At 60.5% G+C, this 20905-nt stretch carries 26 protein-coding genes; 12 read left to right on the top strand and 14 right to left on the bottom strand.

Features of this window, described 5'->3' with window-relative positions:
- Positions 1 to 25: 25 nt before the first annotated feature.
- Both rpoZ and folK read right to left on the bottom strand, forming a co-directional pair.
- Positions 26 to 379: a DNA-directed RNA polymerase subunit omega gene (gene rpoZ, locus ACR3E6_RS08740; protein WP_117869873.1), complete on the bottom strand. Its 354-nt coding sequence runs from the start codon at positions 377 to 379 to the stop codon at positions 26 to 28.
- Between the two features lie 94 nt (positions 380 to 473).
- The gene (folK, locus tag ACR3E6_RS08735; RefSeq protein WP_480486745.1) at positions 474 to 1043 is read right to left on the bottom strand and encodes a 2-amino-4-hydroxy-6-hydroxymethyldihydropteridine diphosphokinase; all 570 of its coding nucleotides are present in this window, start codon (positions 1041 to 1043) and stop codon (positions 474 to 476) included.
- 141 nt (positions 1044 to 1184) lie between these two features.
- Here folK and ACR3E6_RS08730 point away from each other — a divergent pair, with 141 nt between their 5' ends.
- The 7 genes from ACR3E6_RS08730 to ACR3E6_RS08700 all read left to right on the top strand — a co-directional run bounded on the left by ACR3E6_RS08730 (position 1185) and on the right by ACR3E6_RS08700 (position 5684).
- A complete protein-coding gene (locus ACR3E6_RS08730) occupies positions 1185 to 1760 on the top strand; it encodes a LabA-like NYN domain-containing protein (RefSeq protein ID WP_480486743.1) in 576 nt (191 codons plus the stop codon).
- A 192-nt stretch (positions 1761 to 1952) separates the two neighbouring features.
- On the top strand, positions 1953 to 2903 hold the full coding sequence (ispH, locus tag ACR3E6_RS08725; protein ID WP_152457074.1) for a 4-hydroxy-3-methylbut-2-enyl diphosphate reductase: 951 nt from the start codon (positions 1953 to 1955) through the stop codon (positions 2901 to 2903).
- Positions 2900 to 3352 (top strand): DUF3429 domain-containing protein, encoded by a 453-nt coding sequence (locus ACR3E6_RS08720; protein WP_171169178.1) that lies wholly within the window; start codon positions 2900 to 2902, stop codon positions 3350 to 3352. Before ispH ends, ACR3E6_RS08720 begins: the two co-directional genes overlap by 4 nt.
- A complete protein-coding gene (locus tag ACR3E6_RS08715) occupies positions 3349 to 3936 on the top strand; it encodes a class I SAM-dependent methyltransferase (RefSeq protein ID WP_480486741.1) in 588 nt (195 codons plus the stop codon). The genes ACR3E6_RS08720 and ACR3E6_RS08715 overlap by 4 nt, the downstream gene beginning before the upstream one ends.
- Positions 3929 to 4396, top strand: a complete 468-nt coding sequence (gene rnhA / locus ACR3E6_RS08710; RefSeq protein WP_480486739.1) for a ribonuclease HI — start codon at positions 3929 to 3931, stop codon at positions 4394 to 4396. Before ACR3E6_RS08715 ends, rnhA begins: the two co-directional genes overlap by 8 nt.
- Positions 4393 to 5016, top strand: a complete 624-nt coding sequence (locus ACR3E6_RS08705) for a trimeric intracellular cation channel family protein (RefSeq protein WP_171169182.1) — start codon at positions 4393 to 4395, stop codon at positions 5014 to 5016. The genes rnhA and ACR3E6_RS08705 overlap by 4 nt, the downstream gene beginning before the upstream one ends.
- A 65-nt stretch (positions 5017 to 5081) precedes the next feature.
- Positions 5082 to 5684 carry a COG3904 family protein gene (locus ACR3E6_RS08700; protein ID WP_480486737.1) on the top strand — a complete coding sequence of 201 codons (603 nt, stop codon included), beginning with the start codon at positions 5082 to 5084 and terminating at the stop codon, positions 5682 to 5684.
- Between the two features lies 1 nt (position 5685).
- Here the strand turns inward: ACR3E6_RS08700 and speB are convergent, their stop codons facing one another.
- From speB to def (ACR3E6_RS08670), 6 genes are read right to left on the bottom strand one after another with little or no spacing between them, the layout of a single operon-like run.
- The gene (gene speB / locus ACR3E6_RS08695) at positions 5686 to 6507 is read right to left on the bottom strand and encodes an agmatinase (protein WP_480486735.1); all 822 of its coding nucleotides are present in this window, start codon (positions 6505 to 6507) and stop codon (positions 5686 to 5688) included.
- 60 nt (positions 6508 to 6567) lie between these two features.
- A complete protein-coding gene (locus ACR3E6_RS08690; RefSeq protein WP_152457067.1) occupies positions 6568 to 6804 on the bottom strand; it encodes a GlsB/YeaQ/YmgE family stress response membrane protein in 237 nt (78 codons plus the stop codon).
- 1 nt (position 6805) lies between these two features.
- Positions 6806 to 7042: a hypothetical protein gene (locus ACR3E6_RS08685; protein WP_170344822.1), complete on the bottom strand. Its 237-nt coding sequence runs from the start codon at positions 7040 to 7042 to the stop codon at positions 6806 to 6808.
- Positions 7043 to 7048: 6 nt separating this feature from the next.
- Entirely contained in the window at positions 7049 to 7963 is a 915-nt protein-coding gene (fmt, locus tag ACR3E6_RS08680; protein ID WP_480486733.1) for a methionyl-tRNA formyltransferase, read from the bottom strand.
- 2 nt (positions 7964 to 7965) lie between these two features.
- Positions 7966 to 8460: a peptide deformylase gene (def, locus tag ACR3E6_RS08675; RefSeq protein WP_171120283.1), complete on the bottom strand. Its 495-nt coding sequence runs from the start codon at positions 8458 to 8460 to the stop codon at positions 7966 to 7968.
- Positions 8457 to 8975 (bottom strand): peptide deformylase, encoded by a 519-nt coding sequence (gene def / locus ACR3E6_RS08670; protein WP_171637587.1) that lies wholly within the window; start codon positions 8973 to 8975, stop codon positions 8457 to 8459. Before def (ACR3E6_RS08670) ends, def (ACR3E6_RS08675) begins: the two co-directional genes overlap by 4 nt.
- A gap of 94 nt (positions 8976 to 9069) precedes the next feature.
- On the opposite strand from def (ACR3E6_RS08670), the gene ACR3E6_RS08665 reads away from it, so the two are divergent.
- The gene (locus tag ACR3E6_RS08665; protein WP_480486730.1) at positions 9070 to 10242 is read left to right on the top strand and encodes a MalY/PatB family protein; all 1173 of its coding nucleotides are present in this window, start codon (positions 9070 to 9072) and stop codon (positions 10240 to 10242) included.
- Between the two features lie 165 nt (positions 10243 to 10407).
- Here the strand turns inward: ACR3E6_RS08665 and ACR3E6_RS08660 are convergent, their stop codons facing one another.
- On the bottom strand, positions 10408 to 10761 hold the full coding sequence (locus ACR3E6_RS08660; protein ID WP_171169191.1) for a hypothetical protein: 354 nt from the start codon (positions 10759 to 10761) through the stop codon (positions 10408 to 10410).
- A gap of 213 nt (positions 10762 to 10974) precedes the next feature.
- On the opposite strand from ACR3E6_RS08660, the gene ACR3E6_RS08655 reads away from it, so the two are divergent.
- A complete protein-coding gene (locus ACR3E6_RS08655) occupies positions 10975 to 11964 on the top strand; it encodes a glutathione S-transferase family protein (protein WP_480486728.1) in 990 nt (329 codons plus the stop codon).
- Here ACR3E6_RS08655 and ACR3E6_RS08650 read toward each other — a convergent pair.
- The gene (locus tag ACR3E6_RS08650) at positions 11946 to 12308 is read right to left on the bottom strand and encodes a response regulator transcription factor (RefSeq protein ID WP_117869888.1); all 363 of its coding nucleotides are present in this window, start codon (positions 12306 to 12308) and stop codon (positions 11946 to 11948) included. The genes ACR3E6_RS08655 and ACR3E6_RS08650 overlap by 19 nt on opposite strands.
- 185 nt (positions 12309 to 12493) lie before the next feature.
- Here ACR3E6_RS08650 and cobD point away from each other — a divergent pair, with 185 nt between their 5' ends.
- The 3 genes from cobD to ACR3E6_RS08635 are packed head-to-tail and all read left to right on the top strand — an operon-like array spanning position 12494 to position 15552.
- The gene (cobD, locus tag ACR3E6_RS08645; RefSeq protein WP_480486726.1) at positions 12494 to 13459 is read left to right on the top strand and encodes a threonine-phosphate decarboxylase CobD; all 966 of its coding nucleotides are present in this window, start codon (positions 12494 to 12496) and stop codon (positions 13457 to 13459) included.
- Entirely contained in the window at positions 13456 to 14376 is a 921-nt protein-coding gene (gene cbiB, locus ACR3E6_RS08640; RefSeq protein ID WP_480486724.1) for an adenosylcobinamide-phosphate synthase CbiB, read from the top strand. The genes cobD and cbiB overlap by 4 nt, the downstream gene beginning before the upstream one ends.
- Positions 14377 to 14388: 12 nt before the next feature.
- Positions 14389 to 15552, top strand: coding sequence for a lytic murein transglycosylase (locus tag ACR3E6_RS08635; RefSeq protein WP_480486722.1), 1164 nt, complete (start codon positions 14389 to 14391; stop codon positions 15550 to 15552).
- A gap of 13 nt (positions 15553 to 15565) precedes the next feature.
- Here the strand turns inward: ACR3E6_RS08635 and ACR3E6_RS08630 are convergent, their stop codons facing one another.
- From ACR3E6_RS08630 to ACR3E6_RS08615, 4 genes are all read right to left on the bottom strand, one after another.
- Positions 15566 to 16363, bottom strand: a complete 798-nt coding sequence (locus ACR3E6_RS08630) for a class II glutamine amidotransferase (protein ID WP_171724841.1) — start codon at positions 16361 to 16363, stop codon at positions 15566 to 15568.
- A 134-nt stretch (positions 16364 to 16497) separates the two neighbouring features.
- Positions 16498 to 16848, bottom strand: a complete 351-nt coding sequence (locus ACR3E6_RS08625; protein ID WP_171637600.1) for a hypothetical protein — start codon at positions 16846 to 16848, stop codon at positions 16498 to 16500.
- A 53-nt stretch (positions 16849 to 16901) separates the two neighbouring features.
- Positions 16902 to 20357: a chromosome segregation SMC family protein gene (locus ACR3E6_RS08620; protein WP_480486719.1), complete on the bottom strand. Its 3456-nt coding sequence runs from the start codon at positions 20355 to 20357 to the stop codon at positions 16902 to 16904.
- A 140-nt stretch (positions 20358 to 20497) separates the two neighbouring features.
- On the bottom strand, positions 20498 to 20905 hold the full coding sequence (locus ACR3E6_RS08615) for a hypothetical protein (protein ID WP_171120297.1): 408 nt from the start codon (positions 20903 to 20905) through the stop codon (positions 20498 to 20500).

Genomic DNA, 20905 nt, shown 5'->3' with positions numbered 1-20905 from the left:
CGGTCCGCACCTTCGTCTTCAGGGCTTACCCCTGCCCTTGAGCCTCCATCAGAGCGCGCAGGAGCTTCTCTTCCGACATGTCGTCCATGGCGGGTTTGTCCGTTTCGGCACCCATCAGCAGCGCCATCTGATCTTCTTCGGGCTCATCAACCTCGATCTGGGTCTGGTTGGCCTCGATCAGGCGCTCGCGCAGTTCGTCCGCGCTTTGGGTTTCATCGGCGATCTCACGCAGAGACACGACAGGGTTCTTGTCGTTGTCGCGGTCAACGGTAATCGCTGCACCGGCGGAAATCTCACGCGCCCGATGGGCGGCGAGCATCACCAGCTCGAACCGGTTTGGAACCTTGTCTACGCAATCTTCAACCGTCACGCGGGCCATTGGGCGCTCTCCGTTTCTGAATCCATGTCAGGAAGGGGTTTATCTAAGCGCGAATCCGCGCCTTGACAAGCAGGAAATGCTGCATTTGCACGGATCACAGCGCCGTGACCGCCGCAACCTCTACCGCGGGAAGGGTCTGGATCATCTCGCAGACGGTGCGACCCATAACCGGATGACGCCAGTCGGGCACGATATCGGCCATCGGCACCAGGACAAAGGCGCGATCCTGAAGGCGCGGATGCGGCAAGATCAACTGATCCGGTGCCTCTTGCCTTTGCGCGTCGGTCGGCAGGGTCCGCCAGCGATCAAACGTGACGCGATCCGGCAGGACCTGATCTTCGAAACAGACCAGATCCAGATCCAGCGTCCGCATCCCCCAGCGCTGCACCCGTTCACGCCCGAATTCCTGTTCCACCTCGTGCAGCACCTGCAACAGCTGCGACGGAGATTTCTCGGTCGCAATCAGCGCCGCAGCATTCACATAATCCGGGCCGGCCCCGGAGGGAAAACACGGGGTGGAAAAAAAACGACTGACGGAGCGAATCACCACATCGTGACGCGATAACGCGTCAAGCGCGTTCTGAAGTGTTACATCGGGACCATTTCCTCTCAAATCGAGATTTGCGCCCAGCGCAACAACGGCATTTGGCATGGATTTGCTCATGTGATACCCTATATTCGACCCATTGCATACTTGCGATAATCGACAGAAGTTCTAATTATAGGCGTACCAGAGCGCGTCATTTTATCACTCACTCACTCACGTAACGCGGCACGCACTGGATTATACCGGAAGGGAACATTTATGTTTTATAAAGACGAACGGCTAGCGCTGTTCATCGACGGCTCGAATCTTTATGCCGCGGCAAAAGCACTCGGTTTCGACATTGACTACAAACTTCTGCGGCAGGAATTCATGCGCCGCGGCAAGCTTCTTCGGGCCTTCTATTATACAGCGCTGCTGGAAAACGACGAGTATTCGCCGATCCGCCCATTGGTTGACTGGCTGCATTACAACGGCTTCACCATGGTCACCAAACCTGCCAAGGAATACACCGACAGCATGGGGCGTCGGAAAGTCAAAGGAAATATGGATATCGAGCTTACCGTCGATGCCATGGAACTGGCGCCGCGCGTCGATCATATCGTGCTGTTCTCGGGTGATGGGGATTTCCGCCCGCTGATCGCCAGCCTGCAACGGCAGGGCGTGCGCGTATCGGTGGTTTCGACAATCCGCAGCCAACCGCCGATGATCTCGGACGAACTGCGCCGCCAGGCCGACAATTTCATCGAACTGGAAGAGCTGCGCGATGTCATCGGTCGCCCGCCGCGTGAAATGCCGACGGAGCATCGCAGCGTCGCTGTTGCCAGCAACAGCTGACAAGGCGACAAGCCTGTCATGATGGGGAAAAAAATTGCGCGGTCAGGACATCAGTCCTGGCCGCGCTTCTTTAACAAGGTACAGGTGCTTAAACATCACCCTAGTAGCAACGATTCGTGTCAGATGAATGACGATGTCCTGTCTGGACCAAGGCCGGGAAAAGACTTACCTGTGCCACAAGGAGACAGCCTGATGAAAAAGCCGCCACTGACACTTTACCTTGCCGCCCCACGCGGGTTCTGCGCCGGTGTGGACCGTGCCATCAAAATCGTTGAGATGGCTTTGCAGAAATGGGGACCACCGGTCTATGTGCGCCACGAGATCGTGCACAACAAATTCGTGGTCGATGGCCTTCGCGCCAAAGGGGCTGTGTTTGTCGAAGAATTGCAGGAATGCCCCGATGACCGCCCGGTGATCTTTTCCGCCCACGGGGTGCCGAAATCCGTTCCCGCCGAGGCTGCCCAGCGCGAGATGATCTATGTGGACGCCACCTGTCCTCTGGTTTCCAAGGTGCATGTCGAGGCGCAGCGCCACGCGGACGCGGGGTTGCAGATGATCATGATCGGCCATAAAGGCCATCCCGAAACCGTGGGCACCATGGGGCAGCTGCCCGAGGGCGATGTGCTGCTGGTCGAGACCGTGGACGACGTTGCCACGGTGCAGGTGCGTGACCCGGATAAGCTGGCCTTTGTCACCCAAACCACCCTTTCGGTCGATGACACCAAGGATATCATCGCCGCCCTTCAGGCCCGGTTCCCGGCCATTGTCGGACCGCACAAGGAAGATATCTGTTACGCCACCACCAACCGGCAGGAAGCGGTGAAAGCCGTGGCCCCCAAGGCGGATGCCTTGCTGGTAGTGGGCGCGCCGAACTCATCGAACTCGCGCCGTCTGGTCGAGGTTGCCTCGCGCGAGGGGTGTCAGTACGCGCAGCTGGTCCAGCGCGCCACCGAGATTGACTGGCGCGCGCTCGAGGGTATCTCGACCGTGGCTGTCACCGCAGGCGCGTCGGCCCCGGAGGTTCTGGTAAACGAGGTGATCGAAGCGTTCAGCGCGCATTATGATGTCACCGTCGAGCCGGTCGAAACCGCCGTTGAAAACGTCGAGTTCAAAGTCCCCCGCGTGTTGAGGCAACCGGCGTGAACGGAGTGCCGAAAGCGCCTCTCTATCTGGGGCTGGCGGGACTGATTCCGTTTGTCTGGGGCGCCCTGACCTATCTGAATGGCGATCTGAATGCCTGGGGCGCGCAAACCTTTGGCCCGCGTTTCGTGGGCCCTTATGTGCAACTGTTCTATGGATCAGTCATCCTCAGCTTCATGTCCGGTGTACTTTGGGGTTTTGCCACCAAGACATCGGGCAGCAAGGCGGCCCTGTGTTATCTGTTGTCGGTTCTGCCCGCGCTTTGGGCCTTTGCCATGACAGGTGGTGGGCCGGTGAATGCGGGCACCAATCTGATGTATGGGTTCGCTGGCCTGTTGTTGCTGGATGCCCTGTTTTCCTACTGGCGCCTGACACCGGTCTGGTGGATGCGGTTGCGCATCCTGCTGACCGCGGTCGTATTGGCCAGTCTTGCAGTCGGAGTCTATCTGTGACCGATGAACGTACGATCACCGCTTATACCAACAGGGTGGCGGAATATCTGAAGATCCCTCTGCCGCCCGAGCAGCTTGAGGCCCGACAGGCTTTTGCTGATGCAGTCGGCGCAGGCGGCTATGTGCTGGATTTGGGGTCCGGGCCGGGATCGGACAGCGGGTTCCTGATGCGTCAGGGGCTGAAGGTTCGCGCGCTGGATGCCACGCCGGCCTTTGTCGAACATGCGCGGGAAAACGGTGTGGATGCTTATCTGGGTACGTTCGATGACGTCACCGAGACAGCCGAATATGACGGTGTTTACGCCAGCTTTTCCCTGCTGCACGCGCCGCGCGCTGATTTCCAGCGCCATCTGCAAGCGATCCACAGGGCTCTGAAACCCGGTGGACAGCTGTTTCTGGGGATGAAGCTGGGCACTGGTGAACATCGGGATGATCTGGATCGTTATTATTCCTATTACACGGAGGCCGAGATCGAGGGCGCCTTGAACAAGGCCGGGTTCACGATTGACCGCGCAGTCCATGGCATGGGCAAAGGCCTGGCCGGATCGTATGACGGATATATCCTGGTGTTCGCCCATGCCTGAATTGTTTGCCTATACAGACGGTGCCTGTTCCGGAAACCCCGGCCCCGGAGGCTGGGGCGTGCTGTTGCGCGCGATGGACGGGGACAGCGTTCTGAAAGAGCGTGAGCTGAACGGGGGCGAAGCCGAGACGACCAACAACCGGATGGAGTTGCTGGCCGCCATCAGCGCCCTTGAAGCGCTGGAGCGACCGTCGAAGATAACCGTCGTCACCGACAGTGCCTATGTGAAGAACGGCGTCACTGGCTGGATTTTCGGTTGGAAACGCAACGGCTGGAAAACCTCGAACAAGAAACCGGTCAAGAATGTCGATCTTTGGCAGCGTCTGGACTGGGCGCAGGAACGGCATGATGTGACATGGGAATGGGTCAAGGGCCACGCAGGCCACCCCGAGAATGAAAAAGCTGATGAGCTGGCCCGGGCCGGAATGGCGCCGTTCAAACCGAAAAAGGCACAGGCGTGACCGCGCTGACGCTGCTGGACTATGCCTCGGTTCTGATCTTCGCGTTGACGGGGGCGCTGGTGGCCAGCCGTGCCCAGCTGGATCTGGTGGGATTTGCCTTCATGGCCTGCCTGACTGCCGTCGGGGGCGGCACTGTACGAGACCTTTTGCTGGACCGTCACCCGATCTTTTGGGTCGGGCAGCCGGATTACATCCTGATCGCAGTCGCGGCTTCGGTCCTGGTGTTCTTTACAGCACATCTGGTGGAAAGCCGTTATAACTGGCTGGTCTGGCTGGACAGTTTTGCACTGTCGGTGGCTGTCGCGGCCGGAACCGGCGCGGCGCTGTCGCTGGATCAGTCCGGCGTCATTGTCGTTTTGATGGGTGTGACCACCGGATGCCTGGGCGGGCTGATGCGTGACGTGGTCTGCAACGAAGTACCGCTGGTGCTGAAACAGGGCGAGCTTTATGTGTCCTGCGCCTTTACAGGTGCTCTGACTGCGGTGCTGGCTTCCGGGTTGGGGGCGGCGCCTGCGTTTTCCCTGGGTCTCTGCGCCCTGGTGTGCTGGGCGTTGCGCGCCGGATCGTTGACGTTTGGCTGGCAATTGCCGGTCTACAAAAGCCGCCCGCCGCGCAACTGAGCCCGACAGTGGACGCCAAAGCGGCATGCTGATACCCCTTTTGGAAGCACAGCCCGGAGGCCAACGTGACATTCAGACTTGCATCCATCACAGCCTGCCTGGCCCTGCTCGCCTCATGCGGCGCGTATTACACCCCCGTCAGTTTTGTTGCGCAGGGCGACCAGATCATCGCCTCGGGCACGATTGACGAGACGACGCTGTCTGCCTTTGAGGAAGTGAAAGCCCAAAACCCCGAAGCCCGCACTCTGGTTCTGCACTACATTGAAGGATCTGTTGACGATGACGCCAGTGTCATCTTCGCCCGTGAAGTGCACAGGGCCGGGTTCGACACCGTCGTGCCCTCGAACGGTCTGGTTGCCAGCGGGGGTACCGATCTGTTTCTGGCCGGAAACCGCCGCGTGCTGCAACCGGGGGCCTGTGTCGGTGTCCACAGCTGGGCCGGGTCGGGTCTGGTGGCCACCGACTTGCCCGAGGACGACCCCGAACATGATCGATATCTGGACTATTTCAAAGACATCGGCGTGGATGAGGAGTTTTACTGGTACACCCTGTTCGCTGCCCCGGCCGACAGTATGCACTGGATGAACGCCACCGAAGCGAACCGTTTCGGTTTGACCACCAGAGGTGCTCCGGCGCTTGGGTCTGCGACGGAGTGCGACGAAAGGTAAACTAGCCGTTCAACAAGCGCGCGCCGATTTCCTTGACGAACTTCGCGGCCACCATCGCCGTCATGCCATGGGGATCGCGATGCGGGTTGAGCTCGACGATATCCGCACCGACCAGCTGGCCTTTGAACCGGTGGATCAGGTCGACAACCTCGCGCGTGCTCAGCCCACCGGGTTCATGATGCGAGACGCCGGGGGCAAAGGCCGGGTCCAGCGCATCCAGGTCCAGTGACAGGTAAACCGGGCCATCGAAGGCAATCTGCAAATCGGGGCTCCAGTTGCGCATGTCGATCACCTCGACGCCGAACCTGTCGGCCTGTTCGCGCTGATGGGCGTTCATGGTGCGGATGCCGACCTGCACCAGACGCTTGACCGGACAGGTCTCCATCACCCGGGCAAGGGGGCAGCCATGGCCGAGCGGTCCGATATCCTGCGTGTCGTACAGATCCGGGTGGCTGTCGATATGCAGGATGTTCAGGCCTTCGTACCGGTCTGCATGGGCCTTGATCAGCGGATAGGCCACGGAATGGTCGCCGCCCAGCGACAACAGGCGCGCGCCGGTTGCGATCCGTTTCGCCGCTTCGGCCTCGATCCGGTCTATCGGTTCCTGCCCGCGCATCTCAAAAACATCCAGATCGCCGCTATCCCGGAATTGGGCGCTTGCACCCAGATCGGTGCCATCCTCGGCGGTCAGGTTGGCCGCGCCGGAATGCAGCGCCTCGCGGATGCGTCCAGGGGCGAATGCCGGCCCTTGCAGGAACGAGGAATGCAGATCCAGAGGAATGCCCATCAAAGCGACATCACCCGGCTTCAGTTCGTACGGCATCATCACTCCCCTTTTTACTTGAATGTGATCTGGATGGAGGAATGGCGCCGGGTCAAGGGGTTACCGGCGCAGGTAGGTCTGCCAGATCCAGATCACCAGCAATGCACCCAGAACCGCCCCGACAAAACCAGACAGCCACCCCATAACGGTTACAAGAAACCGCAGCAGCATCCCTCCGATCAGGGCCCCGACAATACCGATCAGCATGGTCGTCGGGATGTCGGCCTCGATCCGCATCAGGCGGGTGGCCAGAAATCCGGCAGCTGCACCGATGATGATCAGGGCGACGATTGGCATGTCATTTCCTCCAGTGGGTCGGCACGATGATCAGGGCGCCAACAGAGGAAATCACCGCATCAAGCCCCGGAGGACCAAAGCTGATGCCGAACATGATGCGGACGAAATAGAACAGGAACGCCCCGCCCACACAGATGATGATGGATTGCAAATAGCCGTTATGGGTGAAACCGGTCTGTTCGGACAGATACCCGACGATCCCGGCAATCACGACAGTGCCCATCATCACCATGAACATATGGCTTTACTCCGAAGACATCCGGGTGCCGACCGGGATTGGCCAGCCCCGCAGGAAGGTTTCCCTATCCTGCGCGCCTTTGCCCGCCCTTTGCAAGCGCAGCAGTTCTATGGCGCCCTGCCCGCAGGCCACATACAGATCGTCATTCAGAACCTCGCCCGGTGCGCCCTGCCCTTCGGCCAGACGCGAGGCGAGGAGCTTTATCCGGTTGCCGTCGATCTCGGTCCAGGCCCCGGGAAAGGGCGACAGGCCGCGGATCTGCCGATCGACCTCGACAGCGGGGCGCGACCAGTCCACGCGGGCCTCGGACTTGTCGATCTTGGCGGCATAGGTGACACCAATCTCGGGCTGCGGATCAGGGGTCAGGCCGGGCAGCTTTGCCAACGCCTCAACGATCAAGGCCGCGCCCATCGCCGAGAGCCGGTCATGCAGTTTCGCAGTGGTTTCCTCGGGCCCGATATCGGTGGCCTGCCGCAACAGAACGGGGCCGGTATCAAGGCCCGCCTCCATTTGCATGATACAGACGCCAGTTTGCGCATCGCCCGCCATGATCGCGCGGTGGATCGGAGCCGCCCCGCGCCAGCGCGGCAGCAGGCTGGCATGAATGTTCAGGCAGCCATGAGCCGGCGCATCGAGGATGGGCTGGGGCAGGATCAGCCCATAAGCCACAACCACCGCCACATCCGCGTTCAGTGCCGCAAAACTGTCCTGCTCCTCGGCCGGTTTCAGCGAGGTTGGGTGACGCACGTCCAGACCCAGCGCCAGGGCCCGCGCGTGAACCGGTGTCGGGCGATCCTTCTTGCCCCGCCCCGCCGGGCGCGGGGGTTGGCAATAGACGGCGGCGATCTCATGCCCGGCCTCGACCAGCGCATCCAGAACCGGCACCGAGAAGTCCGGGGTTCCCATGAAAACAACGCGCATCTTTACCCCTGTTTCTTGGCTTTGCGCAGCAGCATGTCGCGTTTGACCTTGCTGAGCCGGTCAAAATACATCCGGCCATTCAGATGGTCGATCTGGTGCTGGACACTGGTGGCCTCGATGCCGACAAAATCGCGACGGTCCACCACGCCCTGCTCGTTCAGGAATTTGACAGTCACCGCGCGCGGGCGTTTTACCTTGGCCGACACGCCCGGCAGGTTCGGACTGGCTTCTTCATGTTCACGCAGTTCGATCGAGCTGTGCAGGATTTCCGGGTTCGCCAGACGCACGGCCTTGCCCCGCTCGGCCGACCCATCGACCACGGCCAGACGCAACATCACTCCGATCTGCGGCGCGGCCAGACCGACACCGGGCATGGCCTCCATCGTGTCGATCATGTCCTGCCAAATCCGGCGAATGTCATCGGTGATTTCAGTCACCTCATCCGCCTTTGTGCGCAAGCGTTTGTCAGGCCAGGGCAGACAGGTGCGGACGGTCATGCGCGCGCCCGTTCACGTTTGAGCTTTTGCATCTTGCGGGTAATCATCTGCCGTTTCAGCGGTTTGAGGTAATCGATGAACAGCTTGCCGTTCAGATGGTCGATTTCATGCTGCACGCAAGTGGCCCAAAGACCGTCGAACGTCTCCTGTCGCAGGTTTCCCTTCTCGTCCATCCAGGTGACATCGACCACCTTGGGGCGGGTCACTTCGGCATATTGATCCGGGATCGACAGGCATCCTTCTTCGTATACATTGGTTTCCTCGGAAGAGGCGATGACCTCGGGGTTGAACATGATCAGCGGGCGCGGGGTCTCGCCTTCTTCCTTGATGCAATCCAGCACGATCAACCGTTCCAGCACACCGATCTGCGGGGCGGCAAGGCCAATCCCGGGCGCGTCATACATGGTTTCCAGCATGTCGTCAGCCAGCGTGCGCAGCTCGTCCGTCAGGTCGGATACGGGCGCGCAGACCTTTTTCAGGCGGGGATCGGGATGGATCAGGATAGTGCGTTTCATGAGGCTGATTTAGGCCATCCCGCCCCGCGCCGCAACGCCCCCCTTGCACCTGCCCGATTTGCGGTTAGCTTTCGGTCGAGAAAATGGAGCAGACATGACTTTCAACGACCTGATCGACCGCCGGGGCACCAACAGTTCAAAATGGGACAAGATGGAGATGCTGTATGGCGTCTCGCCCGAGGACGGTCTGGCCATGTGGACGGCCGATTCCGATTACAAAACGGCACCCTGCGTGATCGAGGCCGTGCGCAAAGCCGCAGATCACGGCGTGTTCGGCTATTCATGGATGCACCCGGACTATCTGGCCTCGGTTCAATGGTGGATGAAAACCCGCCACGATTGGGAAATCGACACGGATTGGATTCTGACCACCCAGGGCTTGGGCAATGCAATCGCCCTGTCGCTGGATGTCTGGACCGATCCCGGTGATGGCATCGTGATCTTTACCCCCGTTTACCATGAGTTTGCCCACAAGGTGAACAAATCCGGCCGCCGGGTCGTGGAATGCCCTTTGGTGCGGGACGGGGAAAGTTACGGCCTGGATCTGGACGACGCCCAGTCCCGGTTGGACGGGTCCGAGAAGATGCTGCTGTGGTGTTCGCCGCAAAACCCGTCGGGTCGTGTCTGGACGCCCGACGAGTTGCAGGCCGTTGCTGCGTTTGCCGAACGGAACGGTTTGATCCTGGTATCGGACGAGATTCACCACGATCTGGTCTATCCCGGCGCCAAATTTGTGCCGATGGACGTGGCGGCCCCGGATGCACGCCCGTGGACCGTGACGCTGACTGCGGCGTCGAAGACCTTCAACATTGCCGGGCAGCGGACCGGCAACATGATCATTCCCGATCCCAAACTGCGCGCGGCCATGAAGCAACGGCTGCAAACATTGGATTACGATCCCGGCGCGTTGGGCGTGGCGATGATCACCGCCGCCTACAGCCCCGAAGGGGCCGAATGGGTAGATGCCCAGATCGCGCATCTGGAGGGAAACAGGCGTCTGTTCGATCAGACCATCACCGAGATTCCGGGGCTCTGGTCGATGCCCTTGCAGGCGACCTATCTGGCCTGGGTCGATTTCTCGGGCACCGGCATGGATCACGCTGAATTTGTCCGCCGATTGCGCGAGGACGCGCGGATCGCCACATCGTCAGGTCCGGGTTTCGGCACTGGAGGAGAAACGTTTGAACGGTTCAACCTCGCCACTCAACGGGCGCGGGTCGAGGAAGCTTGCCTGCGGCTGAAACAAGCCTTCGGGGATCTGCAATAAGTACGTGCCGGCCGGGGCTTGAAAGCCCTGCCCTGTTTTCACAGGTGCCGGTTGCCTTGGTTGAGGCCGCTTTGGGCCGCGCGTGCCTGTCTTTAGGCTGGCATCGCTGGCCTTTGGCATCGACCCAACCCTCAGCCAAATCGGAATACCAGTTGAAATTCGCCCCTAGTCGTCACGCCCCAGCAGGGCGATCGGCGCATCGGGCGCGCGGTAAAAATCAAGCGGCGCGCTGTCATGGGCGGCCGTGCTGCGTTTGAATTCATACCGCATCTCACCGCCTTCATCCTCATCCGCGACGATGAGGCATTGATAGAGGTGGTTGGCCCCGTCAAAGATATCGACAAGCCCGCGCAGGCGCGGCGTGGTTTCCGCCTCAACCGTAAAACCGTCTTTCCACAATTTGAGTATTTTGTAGGTATTGTCGCCCATCTCCACCCGTAAACGGCTGGCTTTTTTCAATGTGGCGATTCGGGCCGCGTCCAACTCGGCGCGTATTTCCTTTGAAACATAGGTACTCATTAATCCGTTCCCCCGTGAATGACTTCTATTGTGCGGGATAAGTTGTAAAAATCCAGTGAACCACGTCACAGAAACACGATCCAGCCGAGGTTTGTTGCACAGAAATCCCGAACTCGACTGTGCGCGGATGCAGAGCATTTGCGCGGGCGCTCGCATAGGAAGATGCAAGCCCTGGCCCTATGTTTTTCGAAACGCACATGCGGAGGAAAAGACATGGGCCTGCTGGTCGACGGAAAATGGCACGATACCTGGTATGATACCAAATCCACGGGCGGTGCATTCAAGCGCAGCGCAGCGCAGTTTCGCAATTGGTTGACAGCTGACGGCGAGGCGGGGCCATCAGGCAAAGGCGGGTTCAAAGCAGAACCCGGGCGCTATCACCTTTACGTCAGCTATGCCTGCCCCTGGGCCCATCGCACGCTGATTTTTCGCGAGTTGAAAGGGCTGAGCGATCTGATCTCGGTGTCGGTCGTGCATCCGGACATGCTGAATCAGGGTTGGACCTTTGAAACAGACGCTCACGGCGCGACGGGAGATGACCTTTACGGGCTGGGTTTTGCGCACCAGATCTATACCAAAGCCGATCCAGCCTATTCGGGGCGCGTGACCGTGCCGATCCTGTGGGACAAGCGGCAGGAAACCATTGTGTCGAACGAAAGCTCGGAAATCATCCGCATGTTCAATTCGGCCTTCGACGGGGTCACCGGCAATACCGATGACTACTGGCCCGAAGCGATGCGCGATGAAATCGAAGAGGTCAACGCGCGCATCTATACAGACGTCAACAACGGCGTCTACAAGTCCGGCTTTGCCACTTCGCAAGCGGCCTATGACGCCGCCGTGGGCCCGTTGTTTGACACGCTGGACTGGCTGGAAGATCGTCTGGCCCGGAACCGTTACCTGATGGGGGATCGGATTACCGAGGCTGACTGGCGGCTGTTTACGACGCTGATCCGCTTTGATCCGGTCTATCATCTGCACTTCAAATGCAACAAGCAGCGCCTGATCGATTACCCGAACCTATGGGCCTATACGCGTGAACTGTACCAATGGCCCGGCGTGGCGCCCACGGTGAACATGAACCATATCGTGCGCCACTATCACTACAGCCATGACAGCATCAATCCGCACCGGATCATTCCGGTAAACCCGGTGCTGGATTACACAGAACCGCACCGCCGCGATCAGCGCCCTGCTGCGTAATGCTCGACCATCGCCGCCAGATCCTCTGGCGGTGTTTCGCTTTGCACATAAGCACAGGCGTTCGGGCTGTGGGCAAATATCGATCCATCCGAGAAGAAGGTGGTGTTGGTGACAAAGATCACCCGCGCCTGGGGGCGGCGATAGCTTGCGAAATCGGCCACAGCCAGTGCACTGCCAGTTTCCAGAACCAGATCCAGCACGATGATTTCGAAATCCGTGCCGTACAGCGCCAGAATGGCGGCTTCCTGCGTCTCGACCAGCGTGACCTCGGCGCCCTGCCGTTCCAGATGCCTTTTCCAGACCCGACCAAGGTCGGGATTACTCTCAACAATCAGAACTTTCATTTGCAACAACCTCGGCACTTGGTATGGTGAGTGGTGCCGACCCCCATGGTCCGTGATCTCGTTATTTCCTTAACAAAGTGTTAACAGCAGCCCCACAGGCCCGTGAACAGGCGGATTTGCTTGTGTAAGAGGCGAAAATCCGCTTGAAGCGGTCCAAAAGCGGTAATTTCTCGCAGAGAGAGCAGATGAGCACATTCGATGAAAGTCTGAATCCACGCGCGGTTCGTGACCACGGCGGCGGGTTGGACAAGGCGATTGTCAAATATGGTGGGCAACGCACCGACTGGATCGACCTGTCCACCGGCATCAATCCCCATGCCTATCCCGTGTCTGGCCTGTCGGCCGGGGATTGGGCCGAATTGCCGGATCACGGGGCGTTCGAACGGCTCAGCGATGCCGCGCGCCGGTTCTGGAACGTGCCGCAGCGTGCCGCGATCCTGCCCGCGCCCGGAGCGTCGGCGATCATCGCGCGTCTGCCGGCTCTGGCCGCGACGGGTACGGTACAGATCACGCCGCCCACCTATAACGAACATGCCGCCGCCTTTTCGGCGCAGGGGTGGAAGGTACGGCAAGACGGGCCCAGCGACGCCCGCGTGATCGTACATCCAAACAACCCGGACGGGCGTATCTGGCAGGAAAGCGACGTATCGGCACCACTTACCGTGATTGACGAAAGCTTTTGCGACGTCATGCCTGACAAGTCCCTGATCCATCTGGCAGACCGCCCCGGCGTGATCGTGCTGAAGAGTTTTGGCAAATTCTGGGGGCTGGCCGGGGTAAGGCTGGGGTTTGCCATCGGACGGCCGGATATGATCAGCCGGTTGAACGATCTGACCGGCCCTTGGTCGGTATCCGGTCCGGCCTTGCGGATCGGCACACAGGCTTTGATGGACAACCGTTGGGCGGAAGCCACGCATGCGCGTCTGGCTGACGAGGCCTCAAGGCTGGATGCGCTGGTCACGAGAAAAGGGGCCAAAGTGATCGGCGGCACCAGCCTGTTCCGACTTTATCAGGTCGACAACGCCGCCCATTGGCAAGGTCGTCTGGCACGGTCCCACATCTGGAGCCGCATCTTCCCCTATTCTGAAACCTATCTGCGCCTTGGGCTCCCGCCCGAGGATGGATGGAACAGGTTGGAGGCCGCCCTGTGAGCCCTGGCCTGATGCTGGTCTGTGCCATGTGTCTGGACGCAGCACTGGGGGAACCCGACTGGCTCTGGTCGCGCATCAGGCATCCGGCGGTGATGATCGGCAACCTGATCGGCTGGCTGGATACACGCTTGAACCACGGGGCCCTGCGCCGTTCAAAAGGGGTGGGTGTGCTTGTCCTGCTGGTTTGCGGCGCAGGGGCGCTTGGCTGGGGTTTGTCCCTGTTGGGGCCGGTGATTGAAATCCTGGTCTGCGCGATCCTGTTGGCGCAAAAATCGTTGGTCACCCATGTGCGCGCCGTGGGCGAAGGGCTGATGGCCTCGCTGTCAGAGGGGCGGGCACGGGTGGCCATGATCGTCTCACGCGATACACAGGACATGACCGAGGCACAGGTGGCACGCTCGGCCATCGAAAGCGCCGCTGAAAACCTCAGCGACGGCGTCATCGCGCCTGCTTTATGGTTTCTGATTGCCGGGTTGCCGGGGCTGCTGGTCTACAAGGCGGTGAACACGGCCGACAGCATGATCGGGTATCGCAATGAAACGTACCGCTCGTTCGGCTGGGCTTCGGCCCGGTTCGATGACCTGATGAACCTGATCCCGGCCCGCCTGACCTGCGTGATGATCGTGGCGCTGTCGGGCCAGTGGTCGCGCTGGCGCGAAATCTTGGCTGATGCGCACCGTCACATCTCGCCCAACGCGGGCTGGCCCGAGGCCGCCATGGCCCGCGCCTTGAACGTCGCCCTGGCCGGGCCGCGCAGCTATGACGGCAAGGTGCGGGATCTGGCATGGGTCAATGGCAATGCTCAGCGCGAAATCGGAGCCTTGGACATTTTCCGCGCATGTCGCATGTTGTGGCGTGTTTGGGGGCTTGCGCTTGGGCTCGTGTCGGTGTCGGTTGGGATCGACCTGATTTACTGACGGACATTTGTCATGCGTTTTCTTTCCGGCCTGATCGCCGCCACCCTGTTTGCCCAACCTGCCCTGGCCCAATGTGGTGGCGGCTTCAATTCCTTTGTCAAAGGGCTAAAGGCCGAGGCCACGCAGCAAGGCTTTGACAAATCCACCGTTAACGCGTTTTTCAAAGGCGTGCAGCAGGACAGCGCCGTGCTGAAGGCCGATCGGGCGCAAGGGGTGTTTCAGAAACCCTTTATCGAGTTTTCCCGTCGTCTGATTTCGCAAAACCGGATCGAACGCGGGCAGGCGATGTCGCGCAAATACGACGCGGTGTTTGACCGGATCGAAAAGCAATACGGAATCTCACGCGGGGTGTTGCTGGCCTTCTGGGCGTTCGAAACCGATTACGGATCATTTCAGGGCGACTTCAACACCCGCAATGCACTGGTGACGTTGGCCCATGACTGCCGTCGCCCCGACCTGTTCCGCCCTCAAATCTTCGCTGCCATCGAACTTTATCAGAATGGTGATTTCGACCCGGCCCGCACAACGGGCGCATGGGCCGGCGAAATCGGTATGGTCCAGATGCTGCCGCAGGACATTCTTGAAAACGGTGTCGATGGTGACGGCGACGGGCATGTCCGCCTGAAAACCTCGGCCCCCGATGCACTGATGTCTGGCGCCAAGATGCTATCGCATCTGGGCTGGCGCGCAGGCAAACCGTGGCTGCAAGAGGTCACTGTGCCCGCGCAGATGGACTGGTCGCTGTCCGGCCCCGGCAAGCCCCGGTCGGTGGCCGATTGGCAGGCCATGGGCGTTCAGGCACGCAGCGGGTCGCTGGCAAACCTGCCTGCCTCGCTGATCCTGCCCCAGGGGCACCAGGGCCCGGCCTTTCTGGCCTATCCGAATTTCGACGTCTATTTCGAATGGAACCAGAGCTTTGTTTATGTATTGACCGCCGCCTATTTCGGGACACGTCTGGAAGGGGCACAGATCTATGATGCCGGCAATCCCGCACAGGGTCTGAACGGTGCACAGATGAAGCAGCTGCAAAGCAAGCTTCAGGCCAAGGGGTATGACGTTGGCAAGGTCGACGGGATCCTGGGCGCTGGCACGCGGGCGGCCGTGCAGGCGGAACAGAAGCGGCTTGGCCTGCCGGCCGATGCATGGCCGACAGTGGATCTGCTAAACCGGCTTTAGGCGGCAACCACGCTTACGCGACCCATTCCCGTTGCTGCGGAACACAGGGCGCAAAGGCGTGCGTCGTCACCGTGGCACCCTCGGTTTCGATTGCCGTGTTGGGCTGTATCTCGAGCCATCCCTCGTTGTTGGCATCCAATGGCTCGGACGAAATGATGATACCGTCTTTGCAGGCCTTGTAGTGCAAGCTGGGGGCAAACCGATCCGAGGCATAACGGGCCGCAAAAACCCGTTTGCCGTCCGACCAGCAGGCGGCAAACCGAAGATAGGGTGATGCTCCGCGGCGCCTGGAAAGGGCTTCGACCCGACCGACCGCACGGGCCATTGCACCCACAGGATCGGTGTCCAGCCCTTCGCCATGAGCGATGAGAAAGATCGCCTCGCTCTCGGTTGCGCCCATACGATGCTGGTACAGATGCGCCGGGATCATGGCATCAAGCTCTTGCCGGATTCCTTCATGACCCCCGGCCTGACCGTTATGCATGAAACTCCACCTGCCGACGCCAAAGGGGTGACAGTTGTTGCGCGAGGTCGCCGTACCGGTCGAGGCCCGTACATGGGCCAGAAACAGCCGGGATTTCGTGTGATGCGCCAATTGCTTCAGATTGGCATCGGACCACGCCGGATGGGTGTCCTTGTAAAAACACGGCGTATCACGATCAGAATACCATGCCAGACCGAACCCATCCGCGTTTATCGGCGTTTTTCCGATCAATGCATTTCGGCTTTGAATGACAAGCGATTGTTCTTGCTCAAGGACCAGTTCGTCCAGGTATCGCTGCCGCCCAACCCAAGCCAAGAATCGGCACATTGCCTGTCTCCGTCCGTCAGTGAAAATTTTCGGGACAATACCACCTTGGTTATCAGATTTTCTCCCATACATTATCTGATTTTTCGGATTTCCCCTATCAAATGCACAGAAACTGCAAGAATCTCAGATCAATTTCACTTACTACGCACCGGATACCGATCGCCTTTTTCGTCAATCAGGATCAACCTGTCCCCGTTGCGTACGTACAAATCGCATCGGCTGAACCCATTGCGGTAAGCGATGCACACGCTGCCATCATCGGCAATCGCGTAAGTTCCAAAGGCAGAATCTCCGCTTGCATATGTATAGGAATAGGCGCCCCCGGCCGAGAATTTGGCCTGTCCGTCGTCGAAAAAGGTCAGCGTCTGCCCCGCCAAAGCATCAAGCTCTGCGGCTGTAAGGGGCGTATCCCCGGTTTTGACGGGCCAGTCGGCTGCAAAGACAGGGCCGGCGGCGATGAGGGCGGGGATCAGAAAGCGCGTCATGCGCTCAGGTTAGCGCGATAAAGCCGCAATCGTCATAAATTTGCAGTGAGCGGTCAGGCGACCATCTGTTCGGCCTTCTTCAGATCGACCGAAACCAGCTGGCTGACGCCCTGTTCCTGCATGGTGACACCGAACAGGCGATCCATGCGCGCCATCGTCACCGCATGGTGAGTGATTATCAGGAACCGCGTGTCAGTTTGGCGGCACATCTCGTCCAGCAGATCACAGAAACGCGTCACGTTTGCATCATCTAGAGGCGCATCAACCTCGTCCAGCACGCAGATCGGAGCTGGATTGGCAAGGAAGACGCCGAAAATCAGCGCGGTCGCCGTCAGGGTCTGTTCTCCGCCCGACAGCAGGCTGAGAGTCGACAGTTTCTTGCCAGGCGGCTGGCACATGATCTCAAGGCCCGCATCCAGCGGGTCGTCACTTTCGACCATCACAAGATTGGCCTCGCCACCCCCAAATAGATGCTTGAACAGCATCGCAAAGTTTGAATTCACCTGTTCAAACGCAGTCAGCAACCGCTCGCGCCCTTCGCGGTTGAGGCTGGCGATCCCGCTGCGCAGCGCCTTGATTGCCTCTTCCAGATCGGCTTTTTCGCTGCTGAGCGTATCGAATTCTTCCTGAACTTCCTTGCTGTCTTCCTCGGCCCTCAGGTTCACGGCCCCCATCGCGTCGCGCTGACGTTTGTGACGGTTCACTTCGGATTCCAGAACGTCCGCAGCTGGCATCTGGTCGGGGTTCACGTCCAGCTGGTTCAGCAATTGGTTTGGGGTCAGTTGCTGATCCTCGGCAATCCGTTCGGCCGCCGCGACAACACTTTCCTTGGCCGCGTCACAACGCGCCTCGGCCGCGGCACGGCTTTCGCGCGCTTCTGATGCCAGACGCTCGGCCTCCCGTTCGGCCAGAACGATTTCACGGTGCATAGCCTCGGCTTCGGCCAATTTGTCGGCGGCTTCGGCGCGCCGTACTTCGGCGGCTTCGATCTGTTCGTTCAGCTCCTCACGCGCCTCGGCGATTTCGCCGGGCACGGCCATGGCCTCCGTCAGCTCTTCTTCCGAACTTTCCTTGCGCTCGGCAAGTTCGGAAATCCGCTTTTCAGCCGTTTCCAAACGGTGGCGCCACCCGCTGAGATCTTTCGCGACCTCCTGGGTGCGACGCGTGCGGGCGTCCCCCTCACGGCGCAGCTCGTCATGGGTCGAGCGGTGGGTCAGCATGGTGATCCGCGCCGCCTCGACCGTCTGCTTGATGTCTTCGACCTGCGCGCGGGCACTGTCCAGATCACCCAGACCGGCCAAAGCCGCTTCGGCCTCGCGCAGTTGCGCGCGGGCGGCCATGGCGTCGTCCTTGTGGCGGTCAACGGCGAGGGTCAGGGTCTCCAGCTTGCCCTGGGCCAGATTGCGGTCGGCCTCGGCCCGCGACAGTGCGCGCGCGGTTTCGGCCATGCGCTGATCAGCAGCACGGCGGGCCTCACGCGCGCGCCGGTCTGCTTCGGTCACGTCCGCCAATTGCTGAGACAGCGCCTCATGCGCGGCCCGGGCACCGTCAGCCTGTGCTTCGGCACGGGCAAGGTCCTGTTTCAGTGCTTCCAGCCTGTTGAGCTGCTCCAACCGCAGAGCAGCAGCACTTGGCGCGTCTTCGGCCCAGGCACGGAACCCGTCCCAGCGCCAAAGGTCGCCCGAGCGGGACACGAGCCGCTGGCCAGGCTTCAGAGATGCCTGCAACCGTCCGCCCTGATCCGCATCCACCAACCCGATCTGCGCAATGCGTCGGCTGAGACGATCGGGGCCCGATACATGAAGCGCCAGAGGCTCGGCCCCTTCAGGCAATGGCTGGTCGCTGTCATATCCAGCCACCTGCACCCAGCCAGATGGCCCGTCACCCTCGACCAGCGGCGCGCGAAGATCGTCGGCCAGAGCAGCACCCAAAGCCTTTTCATAGCCGGGTTCGACGCGCAGCAGGTCCAGCACCTGACCGCCTTCCGCCGTGTCGCGCTCCACCAGCTTGGCCAGCGCCGTGGTTTCGGCCCGGATCGCGCCCAACTCGCCTTCTGCCTCGGACCGTCTTGCCCGGGCCTCGGCTTCGCGCGCTTGCGTTTCGTTGCGCAGTTCATCCGCCGCGGCAAGCGCCTCTTCGGCGGCTTCCACCGCTTCACGGGCTTCTTCTTCGCCCGATTGGGCGTCTTCAAACGCCTCGCTGGCGCGGATCAGGGCCGTCTTGGCCTCGTCCACGGCTTTCCGGGCTTCTTCTTCTTCACTCTCGGATCGGGCCAGTGTCTTGCGACTGTCTTCGACCAGACGCTGGGCGGACTGGTGCCGGGCGACAAGACGGGCCATATCCTCGGTTTGCTGCGACAGGTGGTCTTCGCGTTCCTGTAAGATCGAGGCTGCCTCGCGGGCGATTTCCGCCGCTTCGGCCACTTTCTCATCGTGACCTTCTGCTGCCTTGGCCAATTCGCGCGCTTCCCATTCCAGCCGTTCAATCATTTGTCCCGCATCGCGGTTCAGACCGGCTTCGCGTTCGATATCGTTGGCCAGCTGCTGAATCCGGTTGGTCAGCGTCTCGATCGTTTGACGGGCGCGGGTTTCCTGATCGGACAATTGATCGCGCTGCACCTGCTGGCGTTGCAGCACGGCGGCGGCAATGGCCTCCTCCTCGCGCAGCGGCGGCAGGGTTTCCTCGATCTCGGCACGTTTTGCGGCGGCGGCGCGGGCTTCGACCTCGGCACGGGAGGCTTCGGTGATCCGCTCACGGAGTTTTTCTTCGGCCTGCTGGCGGGCCATGTCGGCCTCTTTCCAACGTCGATAAAGCAGCATCCCCTCAGCCTGACGCAGCTGTTCGCCAATTTCACGATAGCGGGCCGCCTGACGGGCCTGACGCGCAAGCTGGGCCAGTTGTCCGCCCAACTGCTCCAGCACGTCATCGACGCGGGTCAGGTTGGCTTCGGTGCCTTTCAGCTTGAGCTCAGCCTCATGGCGACGCTGATACAGGCCCGAGATCCCGGCGGCCTCTTCCAGAATGCGCCGACGGGCACGCGGCTTGGCGTTGATCAGTTCGGCAATGCGGTTCTGCCCGACCAAAGCGGGCGAATGCGCACCGGTCGAAGCATCCGCAAACAACATCTGCACATCGCGCGCGCGCACATCCTTGCCGTTGGTCTTGTAGGCGCTGCCCACATCGCGGGTGATGCGGCGAACGATTTCGAGTTGATCGCTGTCGTTGAACCCTGACGGTGCCAGACGTTCCGAGTTGTCCATGGTCAGGACAACTTCGGCAAAGTTGCGCGCGGGTCGCGTGGCGGCCCCGGCAAAGATCACGTCTTCCATCGCGCCACCGCGCATGGATTTGGGGCGGTTTTCGCCCATCACCCAACGCAAAGCTTCCAGAAGGTTGGATTTGCCGCAACCATTCGGGCCCACCACACCGGTCAACCCGTCCGCGATGATCAAATCGGTCGGATCAACAAAGCTTTTGAAGCCGGTCAGTTTGAGCTTGCTGAAACGCAATGGCTGCGTGTCCCATGATTCCTGTGCATTGGAAGTCTGCGCAAGGGATGGGGTCCGAGTCAACGGAGTTGCGCAGGATATGGGATATCAGCCCGAGTTATCCACAACATCTTGCCGAAATACGCAAGAACGCGCGCATCTCAATATGGGGTGCATTCAAAGACCTGATACCCGTTTTCCCCACCGACGTTTTCATAAAGACCAAAGTCGATGCATTCGTAATTGGGGGTCGAGACGGCCGTCAGCAAAAGCCGCTCACCCGCATCGCGGTCACACCCCAAAACCCCAACGGTCACGGCTGCGTCCCCCAGCACGTCCAGGATCGGACATCCCGAAACCTGCGCCATCGCCAAAGCGGCGCGATCCCGGACCGGGCCCAGCCGAGGGGCGTATTGCGCGTTGATCCGCACAGCCTCGGCCAGGTCGCCGCGCACACGAACGTCGAACACACTGCCATTCACAGCCACGCGCGTGGCAGGAACGTCGCGGAAATGCGGGGTCCCGGCGGCGCAGGCGGCCAGCAAGAGAGGTGCGAGAAACCGGATCAT

It is taken from the genome of Ruegeria sp. AL3, assembly GCF_056536065.1.
Note: the sequence above shows the minus strand (reverse complement) of the source record. Positions and strands in the feature narration are given on the sequence as shown.

Coding starts and splice junctions, on each gene's coding strand:
- rpoZ (WP_117869873.1), bottom strand. CDS start 379: ATGGCCCGCGTGACGGTTGAAGATTGCGTAGACAAGGTTCCAAACCGG.
- folK (WP_480486745.1), bottom strand. CDS start 1,043: ATGAGCAAATCCATGCCAAATGCCGTTGTTGCGCTGGGCGCAAATCTC.
- ACR3E6_RS08730 (WP_480486743.1), top strand. CDS start 1,185: ATGTTTTATAAAGACGAACGGCTAGCGCTGTTCATCGACGGCTCGAAT.
- ispH (WP_152457074.1), top strand. CDS start 1,953: ATGAAAAAGCCGCCACTGACACTTTACCTTGCCGCCCCACGCGGGTTC.
- rnhA (WP_480486739.1), top strand. CDS start 3,929: ATGCCTGAATTGTTTGCCTATACAGACGGTGCCTGTTCCGGAAACCCC.
- speB (WP_480486735.1), bottom strand. CDS start 6,507: ATGCCGTACGAACTGAAGCCGGGTGATGTCGCTTTGATGGGCATTCCT.
- ACR3E6_RS08690 (WP_152457067.1), bottom strand. CDS start 6,804: ATGCCAATCGTCGCCCTGATCATCATCGGTGCAGCTGCCGGATTTCTG.
- ACR3E6_RS08685 (WP_170344822.1), bottom strand. CDS start 7,042: ATGTTCATGGTGATGATGGGCACTGTCGTGATTGCCGGGATCGTCGGG.
- fmt (WP_480486733.1), bottom strand. CDS start 7,963: ATGCGCGTTGTTTTCATGGGAACCCCGGACTTCTCGGTGCCGGTTCTG.
- def (WP_171120283.1), bottom strand. CDS start 8,460: ATGACCGTCCGCACCTGTCTGCCCTGGCCTGACAAACGCTTGCGCACA.
- def (WP_171637587.1), bottom strand. CDS start 8,975: ATGAAACGCACTATCCTGATCCATCCCGATCCCCGCCTGAAAAAGGTC.
- ACR3E6_RS08665 (WP_480486730.1), top strand. CDS start 9,070: ATGACTTTCAACGACCTGATCGACCGCCGGGGCACCAACAGTTCAAAA.
- ACR3E6_RS08660 (WP_171169191.1), bottom strand. CDS start 10,761: ATGAGTACCTATGTTTCAAAGGAAATACGCGCCGAGTTGGACGCGGCC.
- ACR3E6_RS08655 (WP_480486728.1), top strand. CDS start 10,975: ATGGGCCTGCTGGTCGACGGAAAATGGCACGATACCTGGTATGATACC.
- ACR3E6_RS08650 (WP_117869888.1), bottom strand. CDS start 12,308: ATGAAAGTTCTGATTGTTGAGAGTAATCCCGACCTTGGTCGGGTCTGG.
- cobD (WP_480486726.1), top strand. CDS start 12,494: ATGAGCACATTCGATGAAAGTCTGAATCCACGCGCGGTTCGTGACCAC.
- ACR3E6_RS08635 (WP_480486722.1), top strand. CDS start 14,389: ATGCGTTTTCTTTCCGGCCTGATCGCCGCCACCCTGTTTGCCCAACCT.
- ACR3E6_RS08630 (WP_171724841.1), bottom strand. CDS start 16,363: ATGTGCCGATTCTTGGCTTGGGTTGGGCGGCAGCGATACCTGGACGAA.
- ACR3E6_RS08625 (WP_171637600.1), bottom strand. CDS start 16,848: ATGACGCGCTTTCTGATCCCCGCCCTCATCGCCGCCGGCCCTGTCTTT.
- ACR3E6_RS08615 (WP_171120297.1), bottom strand. CDS start 20,905: ATGATCCGGTTTCTCGCACCTCTCTTGCTGGCCGCCTGCGCCGCCGGG.